The sequence below is a fragment of the uncultured Campylobacter sp. genome (assembly GCF_937959485.1).
Classification (GTDB): Bacteria; Campylobacterota; Campylobacteria; order Campylobacterales; family Campylobacteraceae; genus Campylobacter_B.
In genome coordinates, this window is record NZ_CALGPY010000005.1 from 241,019 (window position 1) to 260,839 (window position 19,821).

A 19,821-nucleotide genomic window follows, 5' to 3' on the forward strand; every position below is an offset into this window, starting at 1 on the left:
TAAAATTAAGGCAAAATTTTTAAAGGAAGCATGTGCAACATATCATTAAGAAAATTTTATCAAGCGAAAGTAGCGCCGGCGTTATATTACTTCTATCCGCGGTTTTTGCGATCATAGCTCAAAACGTAAGCTTTTTATCTAAATACTATGAGGCATTTTTACATCTAAGCTTCACCATAGGTGTGGGTTCTGCGAAACTTGACGAATCGATGCATTTTTTAGTAAACGACGTGCTTATGGCGATATTTTTCTTTGCCATTGGACTTGAGCTTAAGCGCGAAAAAATCGAAGGGCAGCTGCGCCATTTCTCTCAAATTTTACTTCCTAGCTTCGCGGCTCTGGGCGGAGTAATGATGCCTGCGATCATATTTTCGATCATCAACTGGGGCGATGCCGTCGCGATGAAGGGCTGGGCGATCCCAACGGCGACCGATATCGCCTTTGCCGTGGGCGTGATGGCACTTTTAGGCAAAAAAATCCCGGCTAGCCTTAAAATTTTCGTTTTGACGCTTGCGATAATGGACGATCTGTGTGCAATTTTAATCATCGCTTTGTTTTATTCCTCTACCATAAACGCAATCTATCTAGGCGGCGCGGCTGCCTGTGTCGCAATAATGCTAGCGATGAGCAGACTTGGCGTTGATAAAAAGCTTCCGTTTATCATCGTAGCCGTCGTGCTGTGGGTGATGGTACTAAACTCTGGCATCCACGCGACCATCGCAGGAGTGCTTGCGGGCTTTTGCATCCCGCTTAAGACCCGCTCGGGCTCTATGCTAAAGGATATGGAGCACGGCCTAGCCTACCCAGTAAATTTCTTCATCCTACCGATCTTTGCCTTTACAAACGCAGGCGTATCGCTAGCGGGCATCAGTCCTAGCTTTCTTTTCGGTCCCGTACCGATGGGCATTATGCTTGGATTATTTTTCGGCAAACAGATCGGGATTTTTGCTTTCAGCTGGATCTTAATCAAAGCCAAAATCGCCTACATGCCCGAAAACGCGGGCTGGCCACAGCTTTACGCCGTGGCAATTATCTGTGGTATCGGCTTTACGATGGCACTTTTCGTCGATGGCCTCGCATACGGCGGTAGCGATATGTATCATTACACGGACAAGCTCGCGGTATTTTTAGGCTCGATAATTTCCGGGGTAGTTGGATTTTTCGTCGCAAAAGCAGTCGCAGTAAAACAAAGCTAAATTTCATAAAAAGATTAAAATTTTAAAATTTTACGAGCAACACAAAATTTCAAAATTCTAAGAGCGGCTCTAAATTTTAAAATTTATAATCTAGAAAATTTAGCTTGAAATTCTGTTTAATCTAAGTACAGCTTAAACTACCAAAATTCCCGCATTTTGCATTAGGCTTAGCGCACATTCGTCGTAGTAGCCGCGCTCATGGTTCGGCGCATCGTAGGTAGCTACCGCACCTCGCGGAACAATGACGTCCTTATCCTTTCCCGTTTCGTTGAGATAGGTGCGCAGGCTAAGGGCAAACTGCATCACGCAGATGTCGGTGCAACAGCCCGTAATCACAAAGCGATCGAAGCCGTCTAGGATTTTTTTATCCAAATTATGAAAGCCGTTCGTGCTGCGCTTAAAAGTGACGTTTTGCTCGCTTACGTAGGGCGCTAGCTCCTCAATTACATCCGCTTCGGGCGAGCCAGCTAGGCAGTGGATCGGATAGCGCTTCATCTCCAAATCCCGCTCGGCGTGAGCATCGCAGATAAAATGCACATTTTTAGCCGCCTCAATCTGTTTAAGCACGGCAGGAGCGATCTTTGCTATGCTAGGATCGGCCATCGCGCCGAATTTTACGAAGCCGTTTAGCATATCGATCACAAATACCAAAGTTTTCATCAAAACTCCTTATAAATTTCAGGTTTCATATCTTTTAAAAGATCCATTTTAGCGCGAAATTTTAAAATTTCATCTAAATCCGCTCGAGCGATCTTGATAGCCTCTTTTTTGCCTAAGCGCGCGACGATCTCACCTCCCGGACCAATCAGCATGGAATTTCCGCCGAAACTCTCGCCCTGCCCCGTATCGCCGCAGCCGTTTACCGCGCAGATAAAAATTTGATTTTCGATCGCGCGGGCTTTCGCAAGCGTGATAAAATGCTCTATGCGGCTTTGCGCAAACTGCGCGATCACAAAAACAATCTGCGCGCCGCGAAGCGCCAAGGCGCGAAAAATTTCACCGAAGCGCAGATCGTAGCAGATCGCGATGCCGATTTTAAGCGCGCGATTTTGAAATTTTATCTCGCAAATGCCCAACCTATCGCCGCCGCTTACGATCTCGTTTTCGCGAGCGAGTGAGAAAGCGTGGATCTTGTCGTAGCGTAAAATTTCGGCTCCGTTTTGATAGACGAAAGCAGAATTATAAATTTTATCTCGCTCGGAGCTTATCGATCCGCCTATTAAAACAGCGCCGCAGTTTTGCGAAATTTCGCTTAAAAATCCCTTCGTTCGCGCAGATCCCGCGTCGGCTAAGCGCTTGAAATTTTGCACGCAAAAGCCCGTGTTAAAGGCCTCTGGCAGTACCGCTACGTCCGCGCCGCATTTTAACGTGCGATCGATCAGCCCGCGCGCGCGGATAAAATTTTGCTCGCAATCCGCGGCAGTAGAGGCGAGCTTTACGTTCATTTGCAAGATTGCTATTTTCAACTCTTTCTCCTATCTAGGCGCCCGGCGCATCGCGTGAGCGTGCGTGAGCGCAACGGCGATGGCATCGGTAACGTCGAGCGGTTTGATCTCTTTATTAATCCCTAAAATCCGCTTTACCATGAAGGCGACCTGCTCCTTCGCCGCCTTCGCCTTTCCTGTGACCGATTTTTTTATCTGAAGCGGCGTGTATTCGGCAAAATTACCAAAAATTTGTAAAATTTTAAGAGCCAGCGCGCCGCGAAACTGAGCGAGCTTTAAAACAGACTGCGGATTGTAGGCGTAAAACATCGATTCTATCGCGACCTCATCAATATTATGAGCGCTAAAAATTTGATCGATCGCCTCGCTCATCTGCGTCATTTGAAATTGCACGTTTTCAGCCTTCATTTTCACTAATCCCGCCTCTATAAGGGTGATTTTATTCACATCTTTTTCCAAAATCGCATAGCCTAAATTTCTAGTTCCGGGATCGATTCCTAAAATTTTCATAATCCTCTTTCACGCTTATTCACGGCTTAATCACAAGTGAATAAACTTAAATTTACCGCAAATTTAGCGAAATTTAGCTAAAATCTTAATCTAATTTGCAAGGGAATTTTATGGCGACGTCGCAAGCACAAGAAATTTTATCGAATTTAGAGAAGGAAATTTTACCTACCGAATACTCTAGATACATTAAAAATTTGAAATTTAACGATAAAAATTCGACACCGGAATTTTTTATCTACAACGCAACTAACGAGTTTATCGCCAAATACGCGCAGACAAAATACGGCACGAAGATAAAAGAGCTTATCAAAAAACAGTTTGGGCTTAACGACGTGATCGTCAAAATCACCTCAAAGGCTAAAATTTCGCCGAAAGAAAAGGTAAAAATCATCTCCGAAAAGCCTAAAAGCACTATTTTAAGCGAAAATTACAACTTCGAAAATTTTATCATCGGCGATTCAAATAAATTTGCCTTCGAGTGTTCGGTATCTGTCGCAAAAGAGCCAGGAATTCGCTTTAATCCGCTCTTTATCTACGGGCCTAGCGGGCTTGGAAAAACTCACCTGCTTCAATCAATCGGAAATTACTGTATCAAAAAGGGAAAGACCGTCATTTGCGTCACCAGCGAGCAGTTTGCTAATGATTTCGTCTTTAATCTCAAAAACAACTCGATCGATAAATTTAAGCAAAAATACCGTAACTGCGACGTTTTACTCATCGATGACATTCAGTTTTTAATCGGGCGTGATAAAGCTCAAGAGGAGCTTTTTTATACGTTTAACGAGCTGAAAGACAAAAACTGCCAAATCGTCCTTACTAACGATCTGCCGCCGAAATTTTTAAAAGGCTTTGAAAGTCGCCTCACAACGCGATTCGAAAGCGGCATAATAGCAAACATAACCCCGCCGGATCTAGAAACTAAAATCGCCATCATCAATAAAAAAAGTGAGGAAAATCGCGTTAGAATTCCACACGACGTCGTAGAATATATTGCTGCAAATATGGGTGATAATATCCGAGAGATCGAAGGTGCGATTAATAAACTAAATGCCTATTCCTCAATACTTCGCACAAAGATCACGCTGGAATTTACCAAAAGTACACTTCAAGATCAGATCCATCAAAAATATTTAAGCGTGAGCCTCGAACACGTCATAGAGGTAATCTCAAAAGAACTAAACGTAAAACCTAGCGAGCTAAAGAGTAAAACGCGAGCTAAAAACGTCGTCGAAGCGCGCCAAATTTGCATATATCTAACCAAACAGTTAACTCAAAACTCAATGCCGAAAATCGCAACGTTTTTTAATCTAAAAGACCACAGCGCCATTAGCAAAAATATCAAAAAAATCAACGAGCTCATCCAAACCGACGAGATGTTAAAGATAAAGATCGAAGAGCTAAAAAACAAAATAACCAAAAAGGATAAGAATGAAATTTAAACTTTATGAAAATAAAGCAAAAAAGGTGAATGAAAGTGAATAAAACAAAACTACTTACTCACGAGATGAACCGCCTAAAGACGAGCTTTAGGATGAGTTTTTCACAAAAACCGCTTACCAACTACTACAACGATAAAATTTTAAAAGGATAAAATATGAAGGTCGTAATCGCCAAAAAACTCTTAGAAGAGATAGTTTCCAGTACGAGCTCCTATCTTGATAAAAAAGATCTAAGCTCGATAACCTCTCACCTACTAATAACCGCTAAGGGAGGGATTTTTAGTATAAAAGCTACCGATCATGAAATTGGTCTCAGCTATAATTTACAAAATATCTCAATAGAAATGGAAGGAGAAGCCACGGCAAACGGAGGTAAGCTTCTTAGCGTCATAAAAGGCCTAAGCGACGATAGCGTTACTTTAGAAACCGTTAACGGAGCACTATTTGTGAAGCAAAAAAAATCCAAGTATAAGCTTCCGATGTTTGAAACGAGGGATTTTCCAAACTTTCCTACGATAGAGGGCAAAAACAGCTTTGACGTAAATGCTGGAATTTTAGGCAGAAGCCTTAAAAAGATCTATCCTTCGATCGACACCAACAACCCAAAATATGAGCTAAACGGAGCTTTGATCGACGTAAAAGAGGGCTTTTTAAATTTAGTCGGGACCGATACTAAACGACTTAGCGTTTATAAGCTGATCACTCAGTCAAAAGCGGGCGAGCTAGATACTAAAATTTTAATCCCTAAAAAGGCAATAGGAGAAATTCAAAAGCTATTTTCGGACAAGATTAAAATTTATTACGACGAAAACGTGCTGCTAGCGGTAAGCGAGAATTTTGAGTTTTTTACGAAGCTTATAAACGGCAAATTTCCAAACTACGAGCGCGTGATCCCAAGCGATACGGCATATAAAATTTCAATTCCGCGCGATAAGATGGTAAGCGGCGTGCGAGCGATAAACGCGATGTGTGAGGAGATGAAGGTTACTATTAAAAAGGACGGAATGATTTTTGAGAGCATTAATGAGGATAATTCTGAGGCAAAGACCGAAATTGAAGCGGCGATCGAGATAAACGGCGAGATAGTTTTTGGCGTGAAAAACCGCTTTCTGCTTGATTTTTTAAGTAATATTGAGAGTGAAATTTTTGAGCTTGATTTTAACAGCTCCGATACGGCGTTCGTACTTAGCGCGGACGGCTTAAAAACAGTCGTTATGCCGATAAATAATATTTAAAGGAAAATTATGAAACAAAATTACGGCGCCAGTAATATTAAAGTTTTAAAAGGTCTTGAGGCTGTTAGAAAGCGCCCTGGAATGTATATCGGAGACACCAATATCGGTGGGCTTCATCATATGATTTATGAGGTTGTAGATAATTCGATCGATGAGGCGATGGCAGGGTACTGCGACATAATCGACGTCGAGATCACGAGTGAGGGAAGCTGCATCGTTAACGATAACGGTCGTGGAATCCCCGTCGATATACACCCGACTGAAAAAATTCCTGCAGCGACGGTGGTTCTTACGGTGCTTCACGCAGGCGGTAAATTTGACAAAGACACTTATAAAGTCTCCGGCGGTCTGCACGGCGTTGGCGTTAGCGTTGTAAATGCGCTTTCAAAAAAGCTCGTTGCTACGATCAAACGTGACGGAAATATTTATAGACAAGAATTTGCCAAAGGAATTCCTACTACCGAGCTTGAAAAGATAAAAACTACTAATCGTACGGGCACTACGATCGAGTTTTGGCCCGACGGCGAAATTTTTGAAATTTTAGAATTTGATGATGAAATTTTATCAAAAAGATTTCGCGAGCTAGCGTATCTAAATCCAAAAATCACGATAAATTTTAAAGATAACCGCACGGGCAGGGACGAGCACTTTCATTTTGAAGGCGGTTTGGAAAGCTTCGTAAACGATATGAATAAAGCCGCTCCTATATCCAAAGCCGTATCGTTTAGCGACGGCGCGGAAGATGTTATGGTGGATTTTGCGTTGATGTATAACGAAAGATATGAGGAAAAACTGCTAAGCTTCGTAAATAATATCAAAACTCCAGACGGCGGTACTCACGAGGCTGGTTTTAGAGCGGGTCTTACGCGCGCGATAACAAATTACGTCGCGGCAAATGCGGCTGCGCGCGAAAAGGACACGAAGATCACCGGCGACGACGTTCGCGAGGGACTTATCGCGGTAATTAGCGTAAAGGTTCCCGAGCCGCAGTTTGAAGGACAAACTAAAGGTAAGTTGGGCTCCAGCTACGTTAAGCCGATCGTGCAAAAGATGGCGTTTGAGGTGCTTAGTAAGTATTTTGAAGAAAATCCGATCGAAGCGCGCGCCATTATGAATAAGGTTCTTTTGGCCGCGCGCGGTCGCGAAGCAGCGAAAAAAGCGCGCGATCTAACGCGCAAAAAAGACAATATAAATTCCGTCGGCACCCTTCCAGGAAAGCTAGCCGATTGTCAGAGTAAGGATGCAAGCATCAGTGAAATTTATCTAGTCGAGGGCGATAGTGCGGGCGGTTCGGCAAAGCAGGGAAGAGACCGCGTGTTTCAAGCGATCCTGCCGCTTAGAGGTAAAATTTTAAACGTAGAAAAGGCGCGCCTGGATAGAATTTTGCAATCCGAAGAGATTAAAAATATGATCACGGCCTTTGGTTGCGGTATCGGAGAGGAATTTAACGAAGAGAAACTCCGCTATCATAAAATCATCATTATGACGGACGCAGACGTCGACGGCAGCCATATCCAGACGCTGCTTTTAACATTTTTCTTTAGATTTTTACGCCCTGTTGTCGAAAACGGCTATGTTTATCTAGCACAGCCGCCGCTTTTTAGATATAAAAAGGGCAAAAAAGAAATTTACCTAAAAGACGAAAAGGCGCTTAGCGAGTTTTTAATCGAAACGGGCATCGATATGGGCGAGTTTGAAGGCATCGGCAACGAGGATCTGATCGATTACCTAAAAATCGTTTCAAACTACCGCTCTCTTCTAAATGAGCTTAAAAAGCGCTTCAGCGTGCTTAGCGCGATCAGATTTTTGATAGAAAACGACGAAGCGCGAAGCCTAGGCTACGAGGAACTATTTAAAATTTTAAAACCGCGCCTAGAGAGTGAAGGATTTAACATCTTAAATTCCTACGTAAATGATGAAGGCATTAGAATTTATGTCCAGACGCCGAGCGGCTTAGAACAGCTCGTGATAGATGAGAATTTATTCGGCAATTATATCTTTGAAGAGGCGATCAGAGTTTATTCTAAGATCAAAGAGCGGGATGTAAGCTTTGGCAAGGATTTTATTGAAATTTTAGACGAAATCGAAAAAAGCTCGAAAAAAGGCGCTTATATTCAGCGCTATAAAGGTCTTGGAGAGATGAATCCGGAGCAGCTTTGGGAAACCACTATGAGCCCTGAAAATAGAAGGTTACTAAAAATAAATATCGCCGATGCGCAGAGTGCTAGCGATACCTTTAATCTTTTTATGGGCGACGAGGTCGAGCCGCGCCGAAATTACATCCAAGATCATGCAAAAGATGTAAAACATTTGGACGTTTAGATGCTATTTAGTGAGACCAAAGAGCGCGAAAATCGTTTCATAACGGCACTTAAAATTTCGGTGCCGTTTACCTGCGTTTTGATTGTTTTCGGAATTATTTTGTTCCGAAACGGCGAGTTTAAATTTGACGATGTAATTTTATTTTTAATACTTTTAATCTGCTATGTTTATTATGTCATTTATCAAATTTACTTCGGCTTTCAAAAGACACTGATCGATCCCGTTACGCATGTGTTTGTGCGCGAGGAGATCGAGAAAATTTTGAGCAACGATCTAGCCAAAAATCGTCAAATAAATATCGTGCTTTTGCGAATTAAAAATATCATCGACATAAACGATCGATACGGATATAAAAACGGCGATGAAATTTTATATGAGTATTGTAAGGAACTTTCAAATTTTATGGCGGAACAGGGCTTTAAGGACCTTCCGATCGGTCGCTTTATAAACGGCTACTTCGTATTCGGAGTGGAATCGAAAGCTACAAATTTAAGCCATATTTTGCGGATGTTTGAGCATAAAATTTCAAGTCAAACGATTAAAAATGTAGAGATAAAAAGCGAATTTACAATGCTTCCAAGCTCATATGATCGCAATCTAAATAATATCGTAAATGCTCTATTTTATAAGATAAATCACCTGGACGACGAAGAGCACGGCGAGAAGGCGATCGACGTTGAGAAGGTACTAATCGACGTATTTTCCGCCGACGTAATGGAAGCGATCGATAGTGAAAATTTCAGTTTTAAATATCAGCGCGTCGCAGATAAAAACGGCGTGAAATCACATATAAATTTGATTCCAAAGCTTGATCTGCGAAGCGGCGAAAAGATCACAAAAAGTAGAATTTTAGATATTTTGCTTCTAAATCATTACGATATTAAATACGATATTTCGATGATGAGGCAAATTTCTAGAATCATCTATTTTAAGGATATCGACGCTAAAATTTTTATCGAGATTATGCCTCAGACGCTGCGAAATAACGAGTTTCGCAATGAAATTTTAAAGCTCATCGATAATAATCTAATCGATCCGAAAAAGATCGTGTTTGAGTTTAACGAAAAGCTTATCTATTCTGAGATCAAGCGCTTTGATGAAATTTTGATTAAATTCCGCGAACTCGGATTTAGCTTCGCGCTGTCGCAGTTTGGCGGCTCAAACGCAAGCTTTGAATATTTAAAATTTTTAGAAGTGGATTTTATCGTTTACGACATAGAATTTAATAAAAATTTAGACGATGAAAAGATTAAAAATATCTTTATAGGCATCAACGAAGCCTGTGCGAAATCGGGCGTCAAAACCGTAATGCGCTTCATCGACAAAGAGGAATTTCAAATGCAGCTTTATAAAATGGGCATCGATTATATTCAGGGATTTTGCGTCGAAAAGCCGAACGATATATCGAATTTAAGGAGATCATAGTGAGATACGGCGAAGAGGAAATTGAGAAATTTGACATAGAAAAGATGGAAGTTTGGCCCAATAAACAGGAGCACGATTATCTGATAAAAATAACCCTACCTGAGTTTTGCTGCCGCTGTCCGCGCTCGGGCTATCCGGATTTTGCGACGATCTATTTGGAATATATCCCGGACAAGCTCGTAGTCGAACTTAAAGCTATCAAACTTTACATAAATTCCTTTATGAATCGCTATATTAGCCACGAAGATAGCATAAATGAAATTTATGGCGCATTGCAAAGCAAATTAAAGCCTAAATTTATGAAAATCACGGGCGATTTTAATCCGCGCGGCAATGTCCACACCGTAATCAAAATAAACTCGGATCAAATTTACCGATGATAAGCTCAAATTTAGTCGAACAAATTTTTAAATCCGCAAGCATTAGCCGCTGGAACGATTACCCAAAGATGGTAAGTCTAGTCGAGCTCGACAAACAGGCGCATAAATTTATCATCGCTTATTTCATCGCTAGCTTTGAGCGCGATGTGGATATCAACTATGTGATAGAAGCAGGGATTTTCGAGTTTTTAGCGCGCATCGTCGTAACCGATATTCGCCCGGACGTTTTTCATCAGATCCAAAAAACCAAGAAAAAAAAGATCAACGAATGGGTTCTAAGTGTCCTGGAAAGCGATCTTTTGCCTATTCAAAATGGCGCTTTTTTCGAGCGATTTAAAAAATATCTAAATTCCAAGGATCATAAGAAAGAAGCCGTGATCTTAAAGGCGGCGAGCTACCTTTCTACGCGCTGGGAATTTAATATCGTCTATCAAACGAGTCAGTTTCTAAACGACATCGAGGAGCTAAAAGCCAAGGTCGAGGAGGAGCTCGAGGATTATTACGAGCTAATCGGCGTGCGAAAGATCGTGATGAATAAAAAACTTGCTCGCATAGTCGATCTTAGCGGCAGACTTCGTTTTCAAAAGCGCTGGGCGCAGACGCCGCGCATCCCTGAGACATCGGTGCTTGGACACATGCTGGTAGTTGCGATTTTAAGCTACTTTTTTTCGCTTGAAGTGGATGCGTGCCGCTCGCGCACGGCGTATAATTTTTTCTGCGCGCTATTTCATGATTTGCCCGAAAGCCTAACTCGCGACATCATTAGCCCCGTAAAATACGGCGTCAAGGGCCTTAGCGACATCATTAGCGAATATGAGATGCGGCTAATAGACGATAAAATTTTACCCTTTGTGCCCGAGCATATGAGAGATGATTTCAGTTATATTTTAGGTATCCGCAAAGAGGGCGGTAAATTTATAAAAGACGAGTTTGAAAATCGCACTTTCGAGCTAGGCAAGGAGCCTAAATTTGCAGAAGGCAGCCTAAAGATGTTTAATGAAGATAAATTTCGCGCAATCGACGGCAAGGCGCTTAAGTATTGCGATAAACTAGCGGCGTTTTTCGAGGCGGGGATTTCGATCAGCTACGGCGTGAAAAGCAAGGAGTTGCTTAGTGGGTATAATTCGATGTTAGAGTTTTTCAAAGCCAAGCCGAAAATCGAAGGCGTTGATTTTCAGAGTGTTTGCGAGGATTTCAAAGAGCATTTCGGGCTTAATAGGATCGATTTGTAAAACCCCTTCCCAGATAGCTGCGGCACATGCGAGATCTAAGTGCTCTGCTGTATTCCTACCCTGAAGCGGTGCCTAAAAAAAGCATTGCACAGGTCTAAGAAAGGGCAAACGGGATTATATGGAAATGTTTCTTAAACTAAGGTTATAAATGAATTTCAAAAATCATCTTTTATCCGTATTTCGTGAGGTCTTTATCCCTCATCATCGCTCTATCGAGTTTAGAGCCAAAATTTTTGCCGCGATGCTGCTTGCCAAAAAGAAGCAGACCGACGAGGATTACGACGTGATCAAAGATATAGCGGGCGAAATTTATCCGGGCGACGAGCAGCGCATCGGCGTGCTTGTTTCCATCGTAAAAGAGTATATCTTAAAGGCGAAAACCTATAAAAGTTTAAATTTAGACTCGCTTCTAAAAGAGATCGACAGAGATATCAAAAACAACAAAAAATATATCAAAAAGATCGATTTTTCGCATCTGCGCCGTCTGATCGGAGATGATGACGAGGATGCACTAATCCAACAGCGCGTTTATGAGTTTTTTGTCTGCGAAGTCAAAGAGTACTCGTAAATTTTTATCTTAAGAATTTTTTTAGTATAATCGTCAGCCTTTAAAATAGCAAACGGAGAAAAATTTGGAAAATATCAGAAATATTGCGGTTATCGCGCACGTCGATCACGGCAAGACCACTATCGTAGATGAGCTTTTAAAACAGTCCGGCACATTTGGTAATCACCAAGAAGTCGGCGAGCGCGTGATGGATAGCAACGACATCGAGCGCGAGCGCGGTATTACGATCCTATCCAAAAATACCGCCATCCACTACGGCGGCGTTAAAATCAACATCATTGACACTCCGGGCCATGCCGATTTCGGCGGCGAGGTCGAGCGCGTGCTAAAGATGGTAGACGGCGTGCTTTTGCTCGTCGACGCGCAAGAAGGCGTCATGCCGCAGACAAAATTTGTCGTAAAAAAGGCACTATCTTTAGGGCTCAGACCTATCGTAGTCGTAAACAAAATCGACAAGCCCGCAGCCGATCCGGACCGCGTGGTAAATGAAATTTTTGATCTTTTCGTAGCGCTTGACGCAAACGACGAGCAGCTCGAGTTTCCCGTCATCTACGCCGCGGCTAAAAACGGCTATGCAAAATACGATTTAAGTGACGAAAGCGCCGATATGAAGCCGCTTTTTGAGACGATTATCTCTCACGTCCCTACCCCGAGCGGTAGCGACGATAATCCTTTGCAGCTGCAGGTTTTCACGCTCGATTACGATAACTACGTAGGCAAGATTGGCATCGCTAGGATTTTCAACGGCACGATAAACAAAAACCAAAGCGTTATGCTAGCCAAAGCCGACGGCACGCATATAAATGGTAGAATTTCAAAGCTCATCGGTTTTAACGGGCTTGAGCGCACCGACATCGACGCGGCAGGCACCGGCGACATCGTAGCGATCGCTGGCTTTGACGCGCTTGACGTAGGCGATAGTATCGTAGATCCCAATAATCCGATTCCGCTTGATGCGCTACATATCGAAGAGCCCACCCTTAGCGTAATTTTTAGCGTAAATGACGGACCGCTGGCGGGCACGGAGGGCAAATTCGTAACCTCAAATAAGATCGACGAGCGCTTGGAAGCGGAGATGAAAACCAACATCGCGATGCGCTATGAAAACGTGGGCGAGGGTAAATTTAAAGTAAGCGGTCGCGGCGAGCTGCAGATCACGATTTTGGCCGAGAATATGCGCCGCGAGGGCTTTGAGTTCTGCCTCGGGCGCCCAGAAGTTATCATCAAAGAGATCGACGGCATCAAATGTGAGCCCTTCGAGCACTTAGTTATCGACGCGCCCGATGATTGCACCGGCACCGTCATCGAAAAGCTCGGCCGCAAAAAGGCCGAGATGAAGGTGATGAACCCTACCGGCGACGGGCAGACGCGTATGGAGTTTGAGATCCCGGCGCGCGGTCTTATCGGCTTTCGCTCGCAGTTTTTGACCGATACTCGCGGCGAAGGGGTGATGAATCATAGCTTTTTGGAATTTCGCCCCTTCATCGGCGCGGTCGAGAAGCGACAAAACGGCGCGCTCGTGAGCATGGAAAACGGAGTAGCGCTAGGATACAGCCTGTGGAATCTGCAAGATCGCGGCGTGCTTTTTATTGCTCCGCAGGCGAAGGTTTATCTGGGCATGATCATCGGCGAGCACAGCCGCCCGAACGATCTGGACGTCAATCCGATCAAGGGTAAAAATTTAACCAACGTCCGCGCCAGCGGCAGCGACGATGCGATCAAGCTCGTGCCGCCGCGAGCATTAAATTTAGAGCGCGCGCTGGAGTGGATCGAGGAGGATGAGCTTGTGGAGGTTACGCCCGTAAATATCCGCGTGCGTAAGCGATACCTGGATCCTACGACGCGCAGACGAATGGCTAAAAAATAGAATTTCAAAATGAAATTTTAAAATTCGGCGTGAAATTTAGCTTTTAAATTTCACGCCTTTTTTATAGGCAAATTTTAAAATTTACGCTGCTAAAATTTTGCTAGGAGAGGCAATGAATCTTGTTTTATTCGACTTTGACGGCACGATCACGCGCGATGATTCGCTGCTCGAGTTCGTCGCCTACGTAGTCGGATTTAAGAAATTTTTTCGCGGGATTTTGGTGCTATCGCCCATTTTAGCGGCGTATAAGCTAGGTCTTGCGAGCAATAATTTTACGCGCAGAAAGCTCTTGGGCTACTTTTTTGCGGGCATGAGCGCCGATAAATTCGATAAAATTTGCAAAAAATACTCTACCACTCACATCGAAGATATCCTAAAACAAAGCGCGATGGACAAGATCGCAAGCTACAAAGCCGCGGGCGATAAAATCGTCATTGTCACCGCCTCGCTAGAAGACTGGCTGCGTCCGTGGTGCGATGCGCAGGGCTTGGAGCTTTTGGGCACCAAAATACGGCGCAAAGGCGGCATCATCACGGGCGAGATCGAGGGGCAGAACTGCTACGGCGCGCAAAAGGTCGCTCGCGTGCGCGCGGCATACGACGTGCAGGCTTTCGATCGCATCATCGCTTACGGCGACAGCAGGGGCGATCGCGAGATGTTAGAATTCGCCGACGAGGCGCACTACAAGGCGTTTGAGTAAATTTCTGCGACCACAAAGCTTAAGCGATAGTATCTGCGACGACTGTGCTTTTGTCAAGAGCTATATTTCTCCTCACGCGAAATTTTATCCTTTTAAATTTATCGCGCTTATCTGCGGAATTCTACACCGCACGATAAATTTTTATATTTTATCGCAGCGCAAAAGCCCTGAATTACGAAATTTTGTTGCAGCACGGGATTAAAATTCTATCGTAGCGTGGAATTTTGCTCCGAATGGAATAGATGTTTTTAAACCGAGCGTAAGATAAAATTTTAAATTTTAGAATTTTACGAAATTTTGCAGCTACAAAAATTCTAAAATTTGCAGATCGCGGAATTCCACTCGCCGCGTGCGAAGCGGAATTTCAAAATTTCAAAATTCCGCGCCTTAGAATTCTAAGATCTAAAGCATATTATAAATTCCGTCTAGCAGGAAGTATTTTTTATCCGCAGTGCCACGGTAAAATGGCTCGAAAGTGTCCTCATAAGCCTTTTTGAAAAAGCCTTCTTTGCTTAGCTTGATTAGATCGGCATTGATGAAATCAAGCAGGCTTTGATTGCCTTTTTGCACGCCGACGCCTAAGAATTCCGCCGCGCCTAGGTTTTTAAACGGCACTTCAAGCGTATCGTCCACGACGGCATAGGCTAGGACGATGATGTTGTCATTGGCGTAGCCGTCGGCTCTGCCGTCCTTCATCATCGCGTAGCACTCGGAGGTATTTTTGCAGTAAACTAAATTGCTAAATTTCTCTTTGCGTAGATAGCGCTCGGTCATTGAGCCGTTGGGATTTTTTTCGATTGAAATTCTCATATCACGAACCTGTGCGAAGTCCTTCACTTGATCCTCTTTACGCGTTACAATGCCAAAATTTACCGATAAATACGGCAGTGAGAAATCCACCTGCTTCTTACGCTCTTGCGTAATCATAAAGGTGCCGATAACCATATCGACCTTATTATTTTTCAAAAACGGGATTCTCTCGCCTGCGGTTACGGCTACGAACTGCACTTCGCCCTTTTTATCGCCGAAAATATCTTTGGCGATTGAGCTAGCAAGCTCGATTTCAAAGCCCTCAAACTTGCCGTTATTAGACTCGCTTAGCGGCGGACGACCTTCGCGCACGCCTACTCTGATAACCCCTGCCTGCCTGATTTCATCTAGTGTATTTGCAAAAATGCTAGCGCAAAATAAGGCTAAAATAAAAAGTAATCTCATAAAAAGCCCCCTACTTTTTAGTTTTGAAATAATTATAGCACTATATATTTTAGAGAAAATAAATGCAAGCGGTTTAAAATTTAATCACCGCGCGTATGTAGGTTTGAAATTTAGAGGCGAAGTGGGGATTTGAAATTTAATGAATTTGAAAAATTTTAAATCCCAAGATTTATTCGTTATGCAAACTGCCTTCGATAAATTTTATATTTTAATTTCTAGCTCTACGCTTTTATAGCAAATCATAAATTCCATCTAGCAGGAAGTATTTTTTATCCGCCGTGCCGCGGTAAAAAGGCTCGAAGGTGTCTTGATAAGCCTTTTTGAAAAAGCCCTCTTTGCTTAGTTTGACAAGCTCTGCGTTGATGAAATCAAGCAGCTCCTTATTTCCTTTTTGCACTCCGATACCGATAAAATCGGGCTTACCGAAGTTTTGAAACGGCACTTCGAGCGTATCGTCCACGACGGCGTAGGCTAGCACCGTGATATTTAAATTGATGTATCCATCAGCCTTACCGTCTCGGATCATCGCGTAGCATTCGCTTGTGCTTTTGCAGTAGCTTACGTTGCTAAATTTCTCTTTTTTGAGGTAATTATCTACGGTCGTGCCCTCTTCAGTGATGAGCCTCATATCACGCAAACGCGATATATCTTTGATGGCGTCCGCTTTACGAGTTAACACGCCGAGATTGGTCGAAAAATACGGCATCGAGAAGTCCACGTGATTTTTACGCGCCGAATCGATGACGAAGGTAGCTGCGACTATATCGACTTTATTATTGACTAGATACGAGACGCGATCGGCGGCGTTTAGAGAGACAAACTGCACTTCACCTTGTTTAGCGCCGAAAATCGCCTTTGCGATCGCATTGGCAAGCTCGATCTCAAAACCTTCAAATTTACCACCGCTAATCTCGCTAAAAGGCGGTCTGCCGTCCCTGACGCCTACTCTAATGACGCCGCTATTTCTGATCTCTTGCAGCGTGTTTGCAAAAAGCCCCGCACAAAGCAAGATCAAAGTAAAAAGTAGTTTCATTTGCTGCTCCTTTGTTTAGGTTATTTATGGCTAATTCTAGCGAAATTAAAATCAAAAGGCGCTTTTTTAGGCTAAATTTATTTGCCGTTTGCTTTTTATGAAATTTCAAGACGCCGTTAAATTTAGCCTTAGATTTGATATAATCGCGCAAAATTTAAGCGAGGGCGATATGAAAAATTTTATCTTTTTGTGGCTTTTACTTGCGGGCTACGCTTTCGGCGCCGCTAAAGAGGATGCGGCGGCTTCTACTACGCAGCAGGTGGCATCAAATTTGCCGCAGCCAAATTTTGAAATTTTTTACGATGAAAATGCTAGCGATGCGCAGATAGATGCGGGCTTGGACGCACTTTTAGCCTTCGCGGCGCAAAACAGGGGCAGGATCGACGATGATTTCGGGGAGTTTAAAGATAGAATTTTCACCGCTTTCATTTTTAATCCGAAGGTGCTGCGAAATTCAAAATTTGACTTCGAGCGGATAGAAAAAATCCTTAAATTTAAACCAAATCTCAATTACGGCGGAGACGGCGGTTTTTTCTCGCCACTAAAGCTCGCGATCTTTTTCGGCTCGAAATTTAGCGGCGAGATGGCGAAGCTTTATCGCTTTGATAGCGCTGATGCGATGCGGCTTTTAGAGCTTTTGGTACAAAACGGCGCGAACGCCAAGACTAGCGGGCTGCTACGAGATGCCGTGGCAAACGATAATTTCGAGGCATTCAAGTTTTTGATTGCAAACGGCGCGCGAGATACGAAAGACGTAGTCGGCTCGGTTGCGGGCAGCGAATTAATATTTTTAAGCGATAACAACGTTTCTATTCTCGGATATAAGGAGGCGCTGCCGCTTGCCGCGAGGGAGTTTGCCGCGGGCGCCAAATTTAAAGAATTCCGTGACGGGAGATTATGCTATTTGGACGAAATTTTAAAATTTCAAAGCTTTGCAAGCATCGATAAAAAGGAGATCGAAACGCTTATCAAAGTAGCTGTGGTGCTGGATGACGAGATGACGGCGAAATTTCTGCTCTCGCACGGTCTGTGCGAGCAGAAAGAGCTTTGCGAGTTTCTAAAAGCGCAGGCGAAAACTTACGACGCTGTAAAAATTTCTAAAATTTTAAGCTGCAAAGAGAAGTAAATTTTAAAATTTGAGCAGCTATGGCGGTGCAAAGCAGATAAATTCGCTATTATAATTGTGCTAGTCGCAGTCGCCCTACTTTGTTATTTAGCGCGAGCGAAAAAGCAAAATTTGTTCCGCCTAACCTACCCTCCTCCGCTTATCAAACAGCTCGCTATTAAGTTCATTCGAGATAAATTTTAATGTATTTGCCAGACAGCGCGGCGGCGAAGGTAAATTTTAAAATTTAATCAATATAAAGGACAAATTTAAGTGCCATTGTTATATAATTTACCTTATTTTTTAAAAAGGAGTTTGAGATGACTTTTATAGAGTCTGTTCGCACTTGTCTCAAAGAGAATTATTGCAATTTTGAGGGGCGTGCACCACGTTCAGAGTACTGGTGGTTTGCATTATTTGCGGCACTTTTAGGAATCGTAACGTTAGTATTGGATGGCTTTTTAGGCACCTATGCCGTTATGAGTTCCGGTAGAATGATCGGTTTTATTAACTCAATCTTTTTATTGGCAATACTTTTACCTTCTATCGCCGTAGCAGTAAGGCGTCTGCATGATACCGATAGAAGCGGCTGGTTTTATCTGTTAATTTTTATCCCGATAATAGGTCCGGTAGTATTGATCGTATTTTTTATCCAGCAAGGCACTAACGGAGGCAATCGCTTTGGAGACGATCCGTTGCGACCCGCAAGCAGAGGCTCAATTTTTTAAACGTAGCTTTGTAGCACACATAAGCTTTGTAAATAAGCTAATTTAGGGCTAATTCCATTTTGGTTTTAGCCCTTTTTACTAGGCGGTTTCGCTCAAAATAGCCTTTTATATTTAAATTTAGATTCGCCGCGAGATTCAAACTACAAAATTTTAATCCTATTGCCCTTTAATTTCACGATCTTTTTGTCGTTTACGAGCTTCGTAATTGCCTGAGAGACGTTTTGGCGAGGCGCGCCAAGCAGGCTTGCAAGCGTCATTATATTAAAGGGAAGCTCCACGATCTTATCTGCGTTTGCGATGCGATTTAGAAAATTTAAAATTCGCGTCTGGATTTTCGCAAAGACGATCTCTTTGATCAAAATCCGCTGCGAGTAGATATTTTTGATAAGCGCGTTTATGATCGAGCTTGCAAACTCGTTTCCAAGCAGCTCAAAAAGCTCCGAGATGTTGATCTGCAGCGTCTCGCAGTCGCTTAAAATTTCAAGGCTCGTGTTTTTATCCAAGCAGACGTAGGCGCCGCTTCTTACGAAGCTAAAGATAAATTCCTTGCCGTTTTCGTAGCAGTTTAGCTTCGCCCTACCCTGCAGCAAAATGATAAATTTAAACTTTTGCGCGTAGATCACGTCGCCGTGAGCGTAGCTTTCGCGCCTAAATTTGGCAATCTGCTCCCTGCTTAAAAAGTCGAATTTCTCGCTGTAATCGTTATTTAATCTATCTATCATAGCAGCTCTTTGCATAAAATTTCACGTAAATTTTACATAAAAAGGATAAATTCGTCGCAATCGCGACAAATTTAAATTTATCTTTGATTTATAATTCGCGTTAAAGACAACCTAGAAAGGATACTTTATGAGGAAAATTTTTATCTCATTTATCTGTGCGTGTTCGCTTTTCGGCGGAGAGGTGATCTCCAAAACCGCTACGATCTCGCAAGACGGCAAAGCAATCGGCGAGGCTGAAATTTTAACGCCGATCGAGGTAATATCCAGCGATGGCGGCGTTACCAAGATTAAAATTAAAGGCGTCGTGAGCGAAAACTATCAGCTTCAAATACAAAAAAATATGAAGGAGGCTGAAATTTATGCGATTTTTACGAACGAAGCCGAAGCAAATTTTAAAAAGGGTAAAAAGCTCGAGGATGATTACGGCGAGATCTGGTACGAGGTCGAGGGAATTTATGAGGTTGGCTCGGATGCCGTAGCTAAGGACGCTAAGGCGCTTTATGCGGAGGCAAAGACAAACTACGAGCAGATCTGCTCGGCGTGTCATAGGCTTCACGAGCCGAATAGCTTCACGGCAAATCAATGGCCTGCGAATCTGCAAGAGATGATCAACGCAAACTACGTAGCGCTCGAGGGCGACGAGCTAAATTTGATCATAAAATATCTACAACACAACGCAAAAAAACCTGAATGATAAAG

19 protein-coding genes and 1 other RNA gene are annotated in these 19,821 nt (G+C 43.1%); 13 read left to right on the top strand and 7 right to left on the bottom strand.

The window, feature by feature from the left end:
• Positions 1-32 precede the first annotated feature (32 nt).
• On the top strand, positions 33-1,196 hold the full coding sequence (gene nhaA, locus Q0380_RS03115) for a Na+/H+ antiporter NhaA (RefSeq protein WP_298960047.1): 1,164 nt from the start codon (positions 33-35) through the stop codon (positions 1,194-1,196).
• Between the two features lie 132 nt (positions 1,197-1,328).
• On the opposite strand, the gene Q0380_RS03120 is transcribed toward nhaA, so the two are convergent.
• The 3 genes from Q0380_RS03120 to ruvC are packed head-to-tail and all read right to left on the bottom strand — an operon-like array spanning position 1,329 to position 3,151.
• Positions 1,329-1,856, bottom strand: a complete 528-nt coding sequence (locus Q0380_RS03120; protein ID WP_298960050.1) for an isochorismatase family cysteine hydrolase — start codon at positions 1,854-1,856, stop codon at positions 1,329-1,331.
• Positions 1,856-2,662, bottom strand: a complete 807-nt coding sequence (locus tag Q0380_RS03125) for a nitrilase-related carbon-nitrogen hydrolase (protein ID WP_298960052.1) — start codon at positions 2,660-2,662, stop codon at positions 1,856-1,858. The genes Q0380_RS03120 and Q0380_RS03125 overlap by 1 nt, the downstream gene beginning before the upstream one ends.
• A gap of 9 nt (positions 2,663-2,671) precedes the next feature.
• Positions 2,672-3,151 (bottom strand): crossover junction endodeoxyribonuclease RuvC, encoded by a 480-nt coding sequence (gene ruvC, locus Q0380_RS03130; protein ID WP_298960055.1) that lies wholly within the window; start codon positions 3,149-3,151, stop codon positions 2,672-2,674.
• Positions 3,152-3,261: 110 nt separating this feature from the next.
• Between ruvC and dnaA the strand changes: the two genes are divergently transcribed.
• From dnaA to Q0380_RS03160, 6 genes are all read left to right on the top strand, one after another.
• Complete coding sequence (dnaA, locus tag Q0380_RS03135) at positions 3,262-4,590, top strand: chromosomal replication initiator protein DnaA (protein ID WP_298960058.1); 1,329 nt, start codon at positions 3,262-3,264, stop codon at positions 4,588-4,590.
• A 155-nt stretch (positions 4,591-4,745) separates the two neighbouring features.
• Entirely contained in the window at positions 4,746-5,825 is a 1,080-nt protein-coding gene (dnaN, locus tag Q0380_RS03140) for a DNA polymerase III subunit beta (RefSeq protein ID WP_298960061.1), read from the top strand.
• A gap of 9 nt (positions 5,826-5,834) precedes the next feature.
• Positions 5,835-8,147: a DNA topoisomerase (ATP-hydrolyzing) subunit B gene (gene gyrB / locus Q0380_RS03145; protein ID WP_298960065.1), complete on the top strand. Its 2,313-nt coding sequence runs from the start codon at positions 5,835-5,837 to the stop codon at positions 8,145-8,147.
• The gene (locus Q0380_RS03150) at positions 8,148-9,572 is read left to right on the top strand and encodes an EAL domain-containing protein (protein WP_298960067.1); all 1,425 of its coding nucleotides are present in this window, start codon (positions 8,148-8,150) and stop codon (positions 9,570-9,572) included.
• Positions 9,572-9,952: a preQ(1) synthase gene (gene queF, locus Q0380_RS03155; RefSeq protein ID WP_298960071.1), complete on the top strand. Its 381-nt coding sequence runs from the start codon at positions 9,572-9,574 to the stop codon at positions 9,950-9,952. The genes Q0380_RS03150 and queF overlap by 1 nt, the downstream gene beginning before the upstream one ends.
• Positions 9,949-11,184: an HD domain-containing protein gene (locus Q0380_RS03160; protein WP_298960073.1), complete on the top strand. Its 1,236-nt coding sequence runs from the start codon at positions 9,949-9,951 to the stop codon at positions 11,182-11,184. Before queF ends, Q0380_RS03160 begins: the two co-directional genes overlap by 4 nt.
• Positions 11,185-11,187: 3 nt before the next feature.
• Here Q0380_RS03160 and ffs read toward each other — a convergent pair.
• Positions 11,188-11,285: signal recognition particle sRNA small type (ffs, locus tag Q0380_RS03165), an RNA gene on the bottom strand.
• A gap of 47 nt (positions 11,286-11,332) precedes the next feature.
• Between ffs and Q0380_RS03170 the strand changes: the two genes are divergently transcribed.
• The 3 genes from Q0380_RS03170 (at position 11,333) to Q0380_RS03180 (ending at position 14,319) form a co-directional block, all read left to right on the top strand.
• Positions 11,333-11,752 carry a hypothetical protein gene (locus Q0380_RS03170; RefSeq protein ID WP_297901478.1) on the top strand — a complete coding sequence of 140 codons (420 nt, stop codon included), beginning with the start codon at positions 11,333-11,335 and terminating at the stop codon, positions 11,750-11,752.
• A 64-nt stretch (positions 11,753-11,816) separates the two neighbouring features.
• Positions 11,817-13,619, top strand: a complete 1,803-nt coding sequence (typA, locus tag Q0380_RS03175; protein WP_298960077.1) for a translational GTPase TypA — start codon at positions 11,817-11,819, stop codon at positions 13,617-13,619.
• 112 nt (positions 13,620-13,731) lie between these two features.
• Positions 13,732-14,319 carry an HAD-IB family hydrolase gene (locus tag Q0380_RS03180; protein WP_298960080.1) on the top strand — a complete coding sequence of 196 codons (588 nt, stop codon included), beginning with the start codon at positions 13,732-13,734 and terminating at the stop codon, positions 14,317-14,319.
• 402 nt (positions 14,320-14,721) lie between these two features.
• Here Q0380_RS03180 and Q0380_RS03185 read toward each other — a convergent pair whose 3' ends face one another.
• Together Q0380_RS03185 and Q0380_RS03190 are read right to left on the bottom strand one after the other, a co-directional pair.
• A complete protein-coding gene (locus tag Q0380_RS03185) occupies positions 14,722-15,534 on the bottom strand; it encodes a transporter substrate-binding domain-containing protein (RefSeq protein WP_297987633.1) in 813 nt (270 codons plus the stop codon).
• Positions 15,535-15,763: 229 nt separating this feature from the next.
• On the bottom strand, positions 15,764-16,567 hold the full coding sequence (locus tag Q0380_RS03190) for a transporter substrate-binding domain-containing protein (RefSeq protein WP_298960083.1): 804 nt from the start codon (positions 16,565-16,567) through the stop codon (positions 15,764-15,766).
• 97 nt (positions 16,568-16,664) lie between these two features.
• Between Q0380_RS03190 and Q0380_RS03195 the strand changes: the two genes are divergently transcribed.
• Positions 16,665-17,693, top strand: coding sequence for a hypothetical protein (locus Q0380_RS03195; RefSeq protein WP_298960085.1), 1,029 nt, complete (start codon positions 16,665-16,667; stop codon positions 17,691-17,693).
• 299 nt (positions 17,694-17,992) lie between these two features.
• On the top strand, positions 17,993-18,400 hold the full coding sequence (locus tag Q0380_RS03200; protein WP_298960088.1) for a DUF805 domain-containing protein: 408 nt from the start codon (positions 17,993-17,995) through the stop codon (positions 18,398-18,400).
• A gap of 140 nt (positions 18,401-18,540) precedes the next feature.
• On the opposite strand, the gene Q0380_RS03205 is transcribed toward Q0380_RS03200, so the two are convergent.
• Entirely contained in the window at positions 18,541-19,122 is a 582-nt protein-coding gene (locus tag Q0380_RS03205; RefSeq protein WP_298960091.1) for a Crp/Fnr family transcriptional regulator, read from the bottom strand.
• A 127-nt stretch (positions 19,123-19,249) separates the two neighbouring features.
• Between Q0380_RS03205 and Q0380_RS03210 the strand changes: the two genes are divergently transcribed.
• Positions 19,250-19,816, top strand: a complete 567-nt coding sequence (locus tag Q0380_RS03210) for a hypothetical protein (protein ID WP_298960094.1) — start codon at positions 19,250-19,252, stop codon at positions 19,814-19,816.
• Positions 19,817-19,821: the final 5 nt, after the last annotated feature.

Excerpts from the sequence above, each read along its gene's own strand:
- Q0380_RS03120 (WP_298960050.1), bottom strand. The coding sequence starts at position 1,856 with ATGAAAACTTTGGTATTTGTGATCGATATGCTAAACGGCTTCGTAAAA.
- Q0380_RS03190 (WP_298960083.1), bottom strand. The coding sequence starts at position 16,567 with ATGAAACTACTTTTTACTTTGATCTTGCTTTGTGCGGGGCTTTTTGCA.
- Q0380_RS03210 (WP_298960094.1), top strand. The coding sequence starts at position 19,250 with ATGAGGAAAATTTTTATCTCATTTATCTGTGCGTGTTCGCTTTTCGGC.
- Q0380_RS03195 (WP_298960085.1), top strand. The coding sequence starts at position 16,665 with ATGAAATTTCAAGACGCCGTTAAATTTAGCCTTAGATTTGATATAATC.
- Q0380_RS03160 (WP_298960073.1), top strand. The coding sequence starts at position 9,949 with ATGATAAGCTCAAATTTAGTCGAACAAATTTTTAAATCCGCAAGCATT.
- Q0380_RS03205 (WP_298960091.1), bottom strand. The coding sequence starts at position 19,122 with ATGATAGATAGATTAAATAACGATTACAGCGAGAAATTCGACTTTTTA.
- Q0380_RS03180 (WP_298960080.1), top strand. The coding sequence starts at position 13,732 with ATGAATCTTGTTTTATTCGACTTTGACGGCACGATCACGCGCGATGAT.
- gyrB (WP_298960065.1), top strand. The coding sequence starts at position 5,835 with ATGAAACAAAATTACGGCGCCAGTAATATTAAAGTTTTAAAAGGTCTT.
- ruvC (WP_298960055.1), bottom strand. The coding sequence starts at position 3,151 with ATGAAAATTTTAGGAATCGATCCCGGAACTAGAAATTTAGGCTATGCG.
- Q0380_RS03170 (WP_297901478.1), top strand. The coding sequence starts at position 11,333 with ATGAATTTCAAAAATCATCTTTTATCCGTATTTCGTGAGGTCTTTATC.
- dnaA (WP_298960058.1), top strand. The coding sequence starts at position 3,262 with ATGGCGACGTCGCAAGCACAAGAAATTTTATCGAATTTAGAGAAGGAA.
- dnaN (WP_298960061.1), top strand. The coding sequence starts at position 4,746 with ATGAAGGTCGTAATCGCCAAAAAACTCTTAGAAGAGATAGTTTCCAGT.
- Q0380_RS03185 (WP_297987633.1), bottom strand. The coding sequence starts at position 15,534 with ATGAGATTACTTTTTATTTTAGCCTTATTTTGCGCTAGCATTTTTGCA.
- Q0380_RS03200 (WP_298960088.1), top strand. The coding sequence starts at position 17,993 with ATGACTTTTATAGAGTCTGTTCGCACTTGTCTCAAAGAGAATTATTGC.
- Q0380_RS03150 (WP_298960067.1), top strand. The coding sequence starts at position 8,148 with ATGCTATTTAGTGAGACCAAAGAGCGCGAAAATCGTTTCATAACGGCA.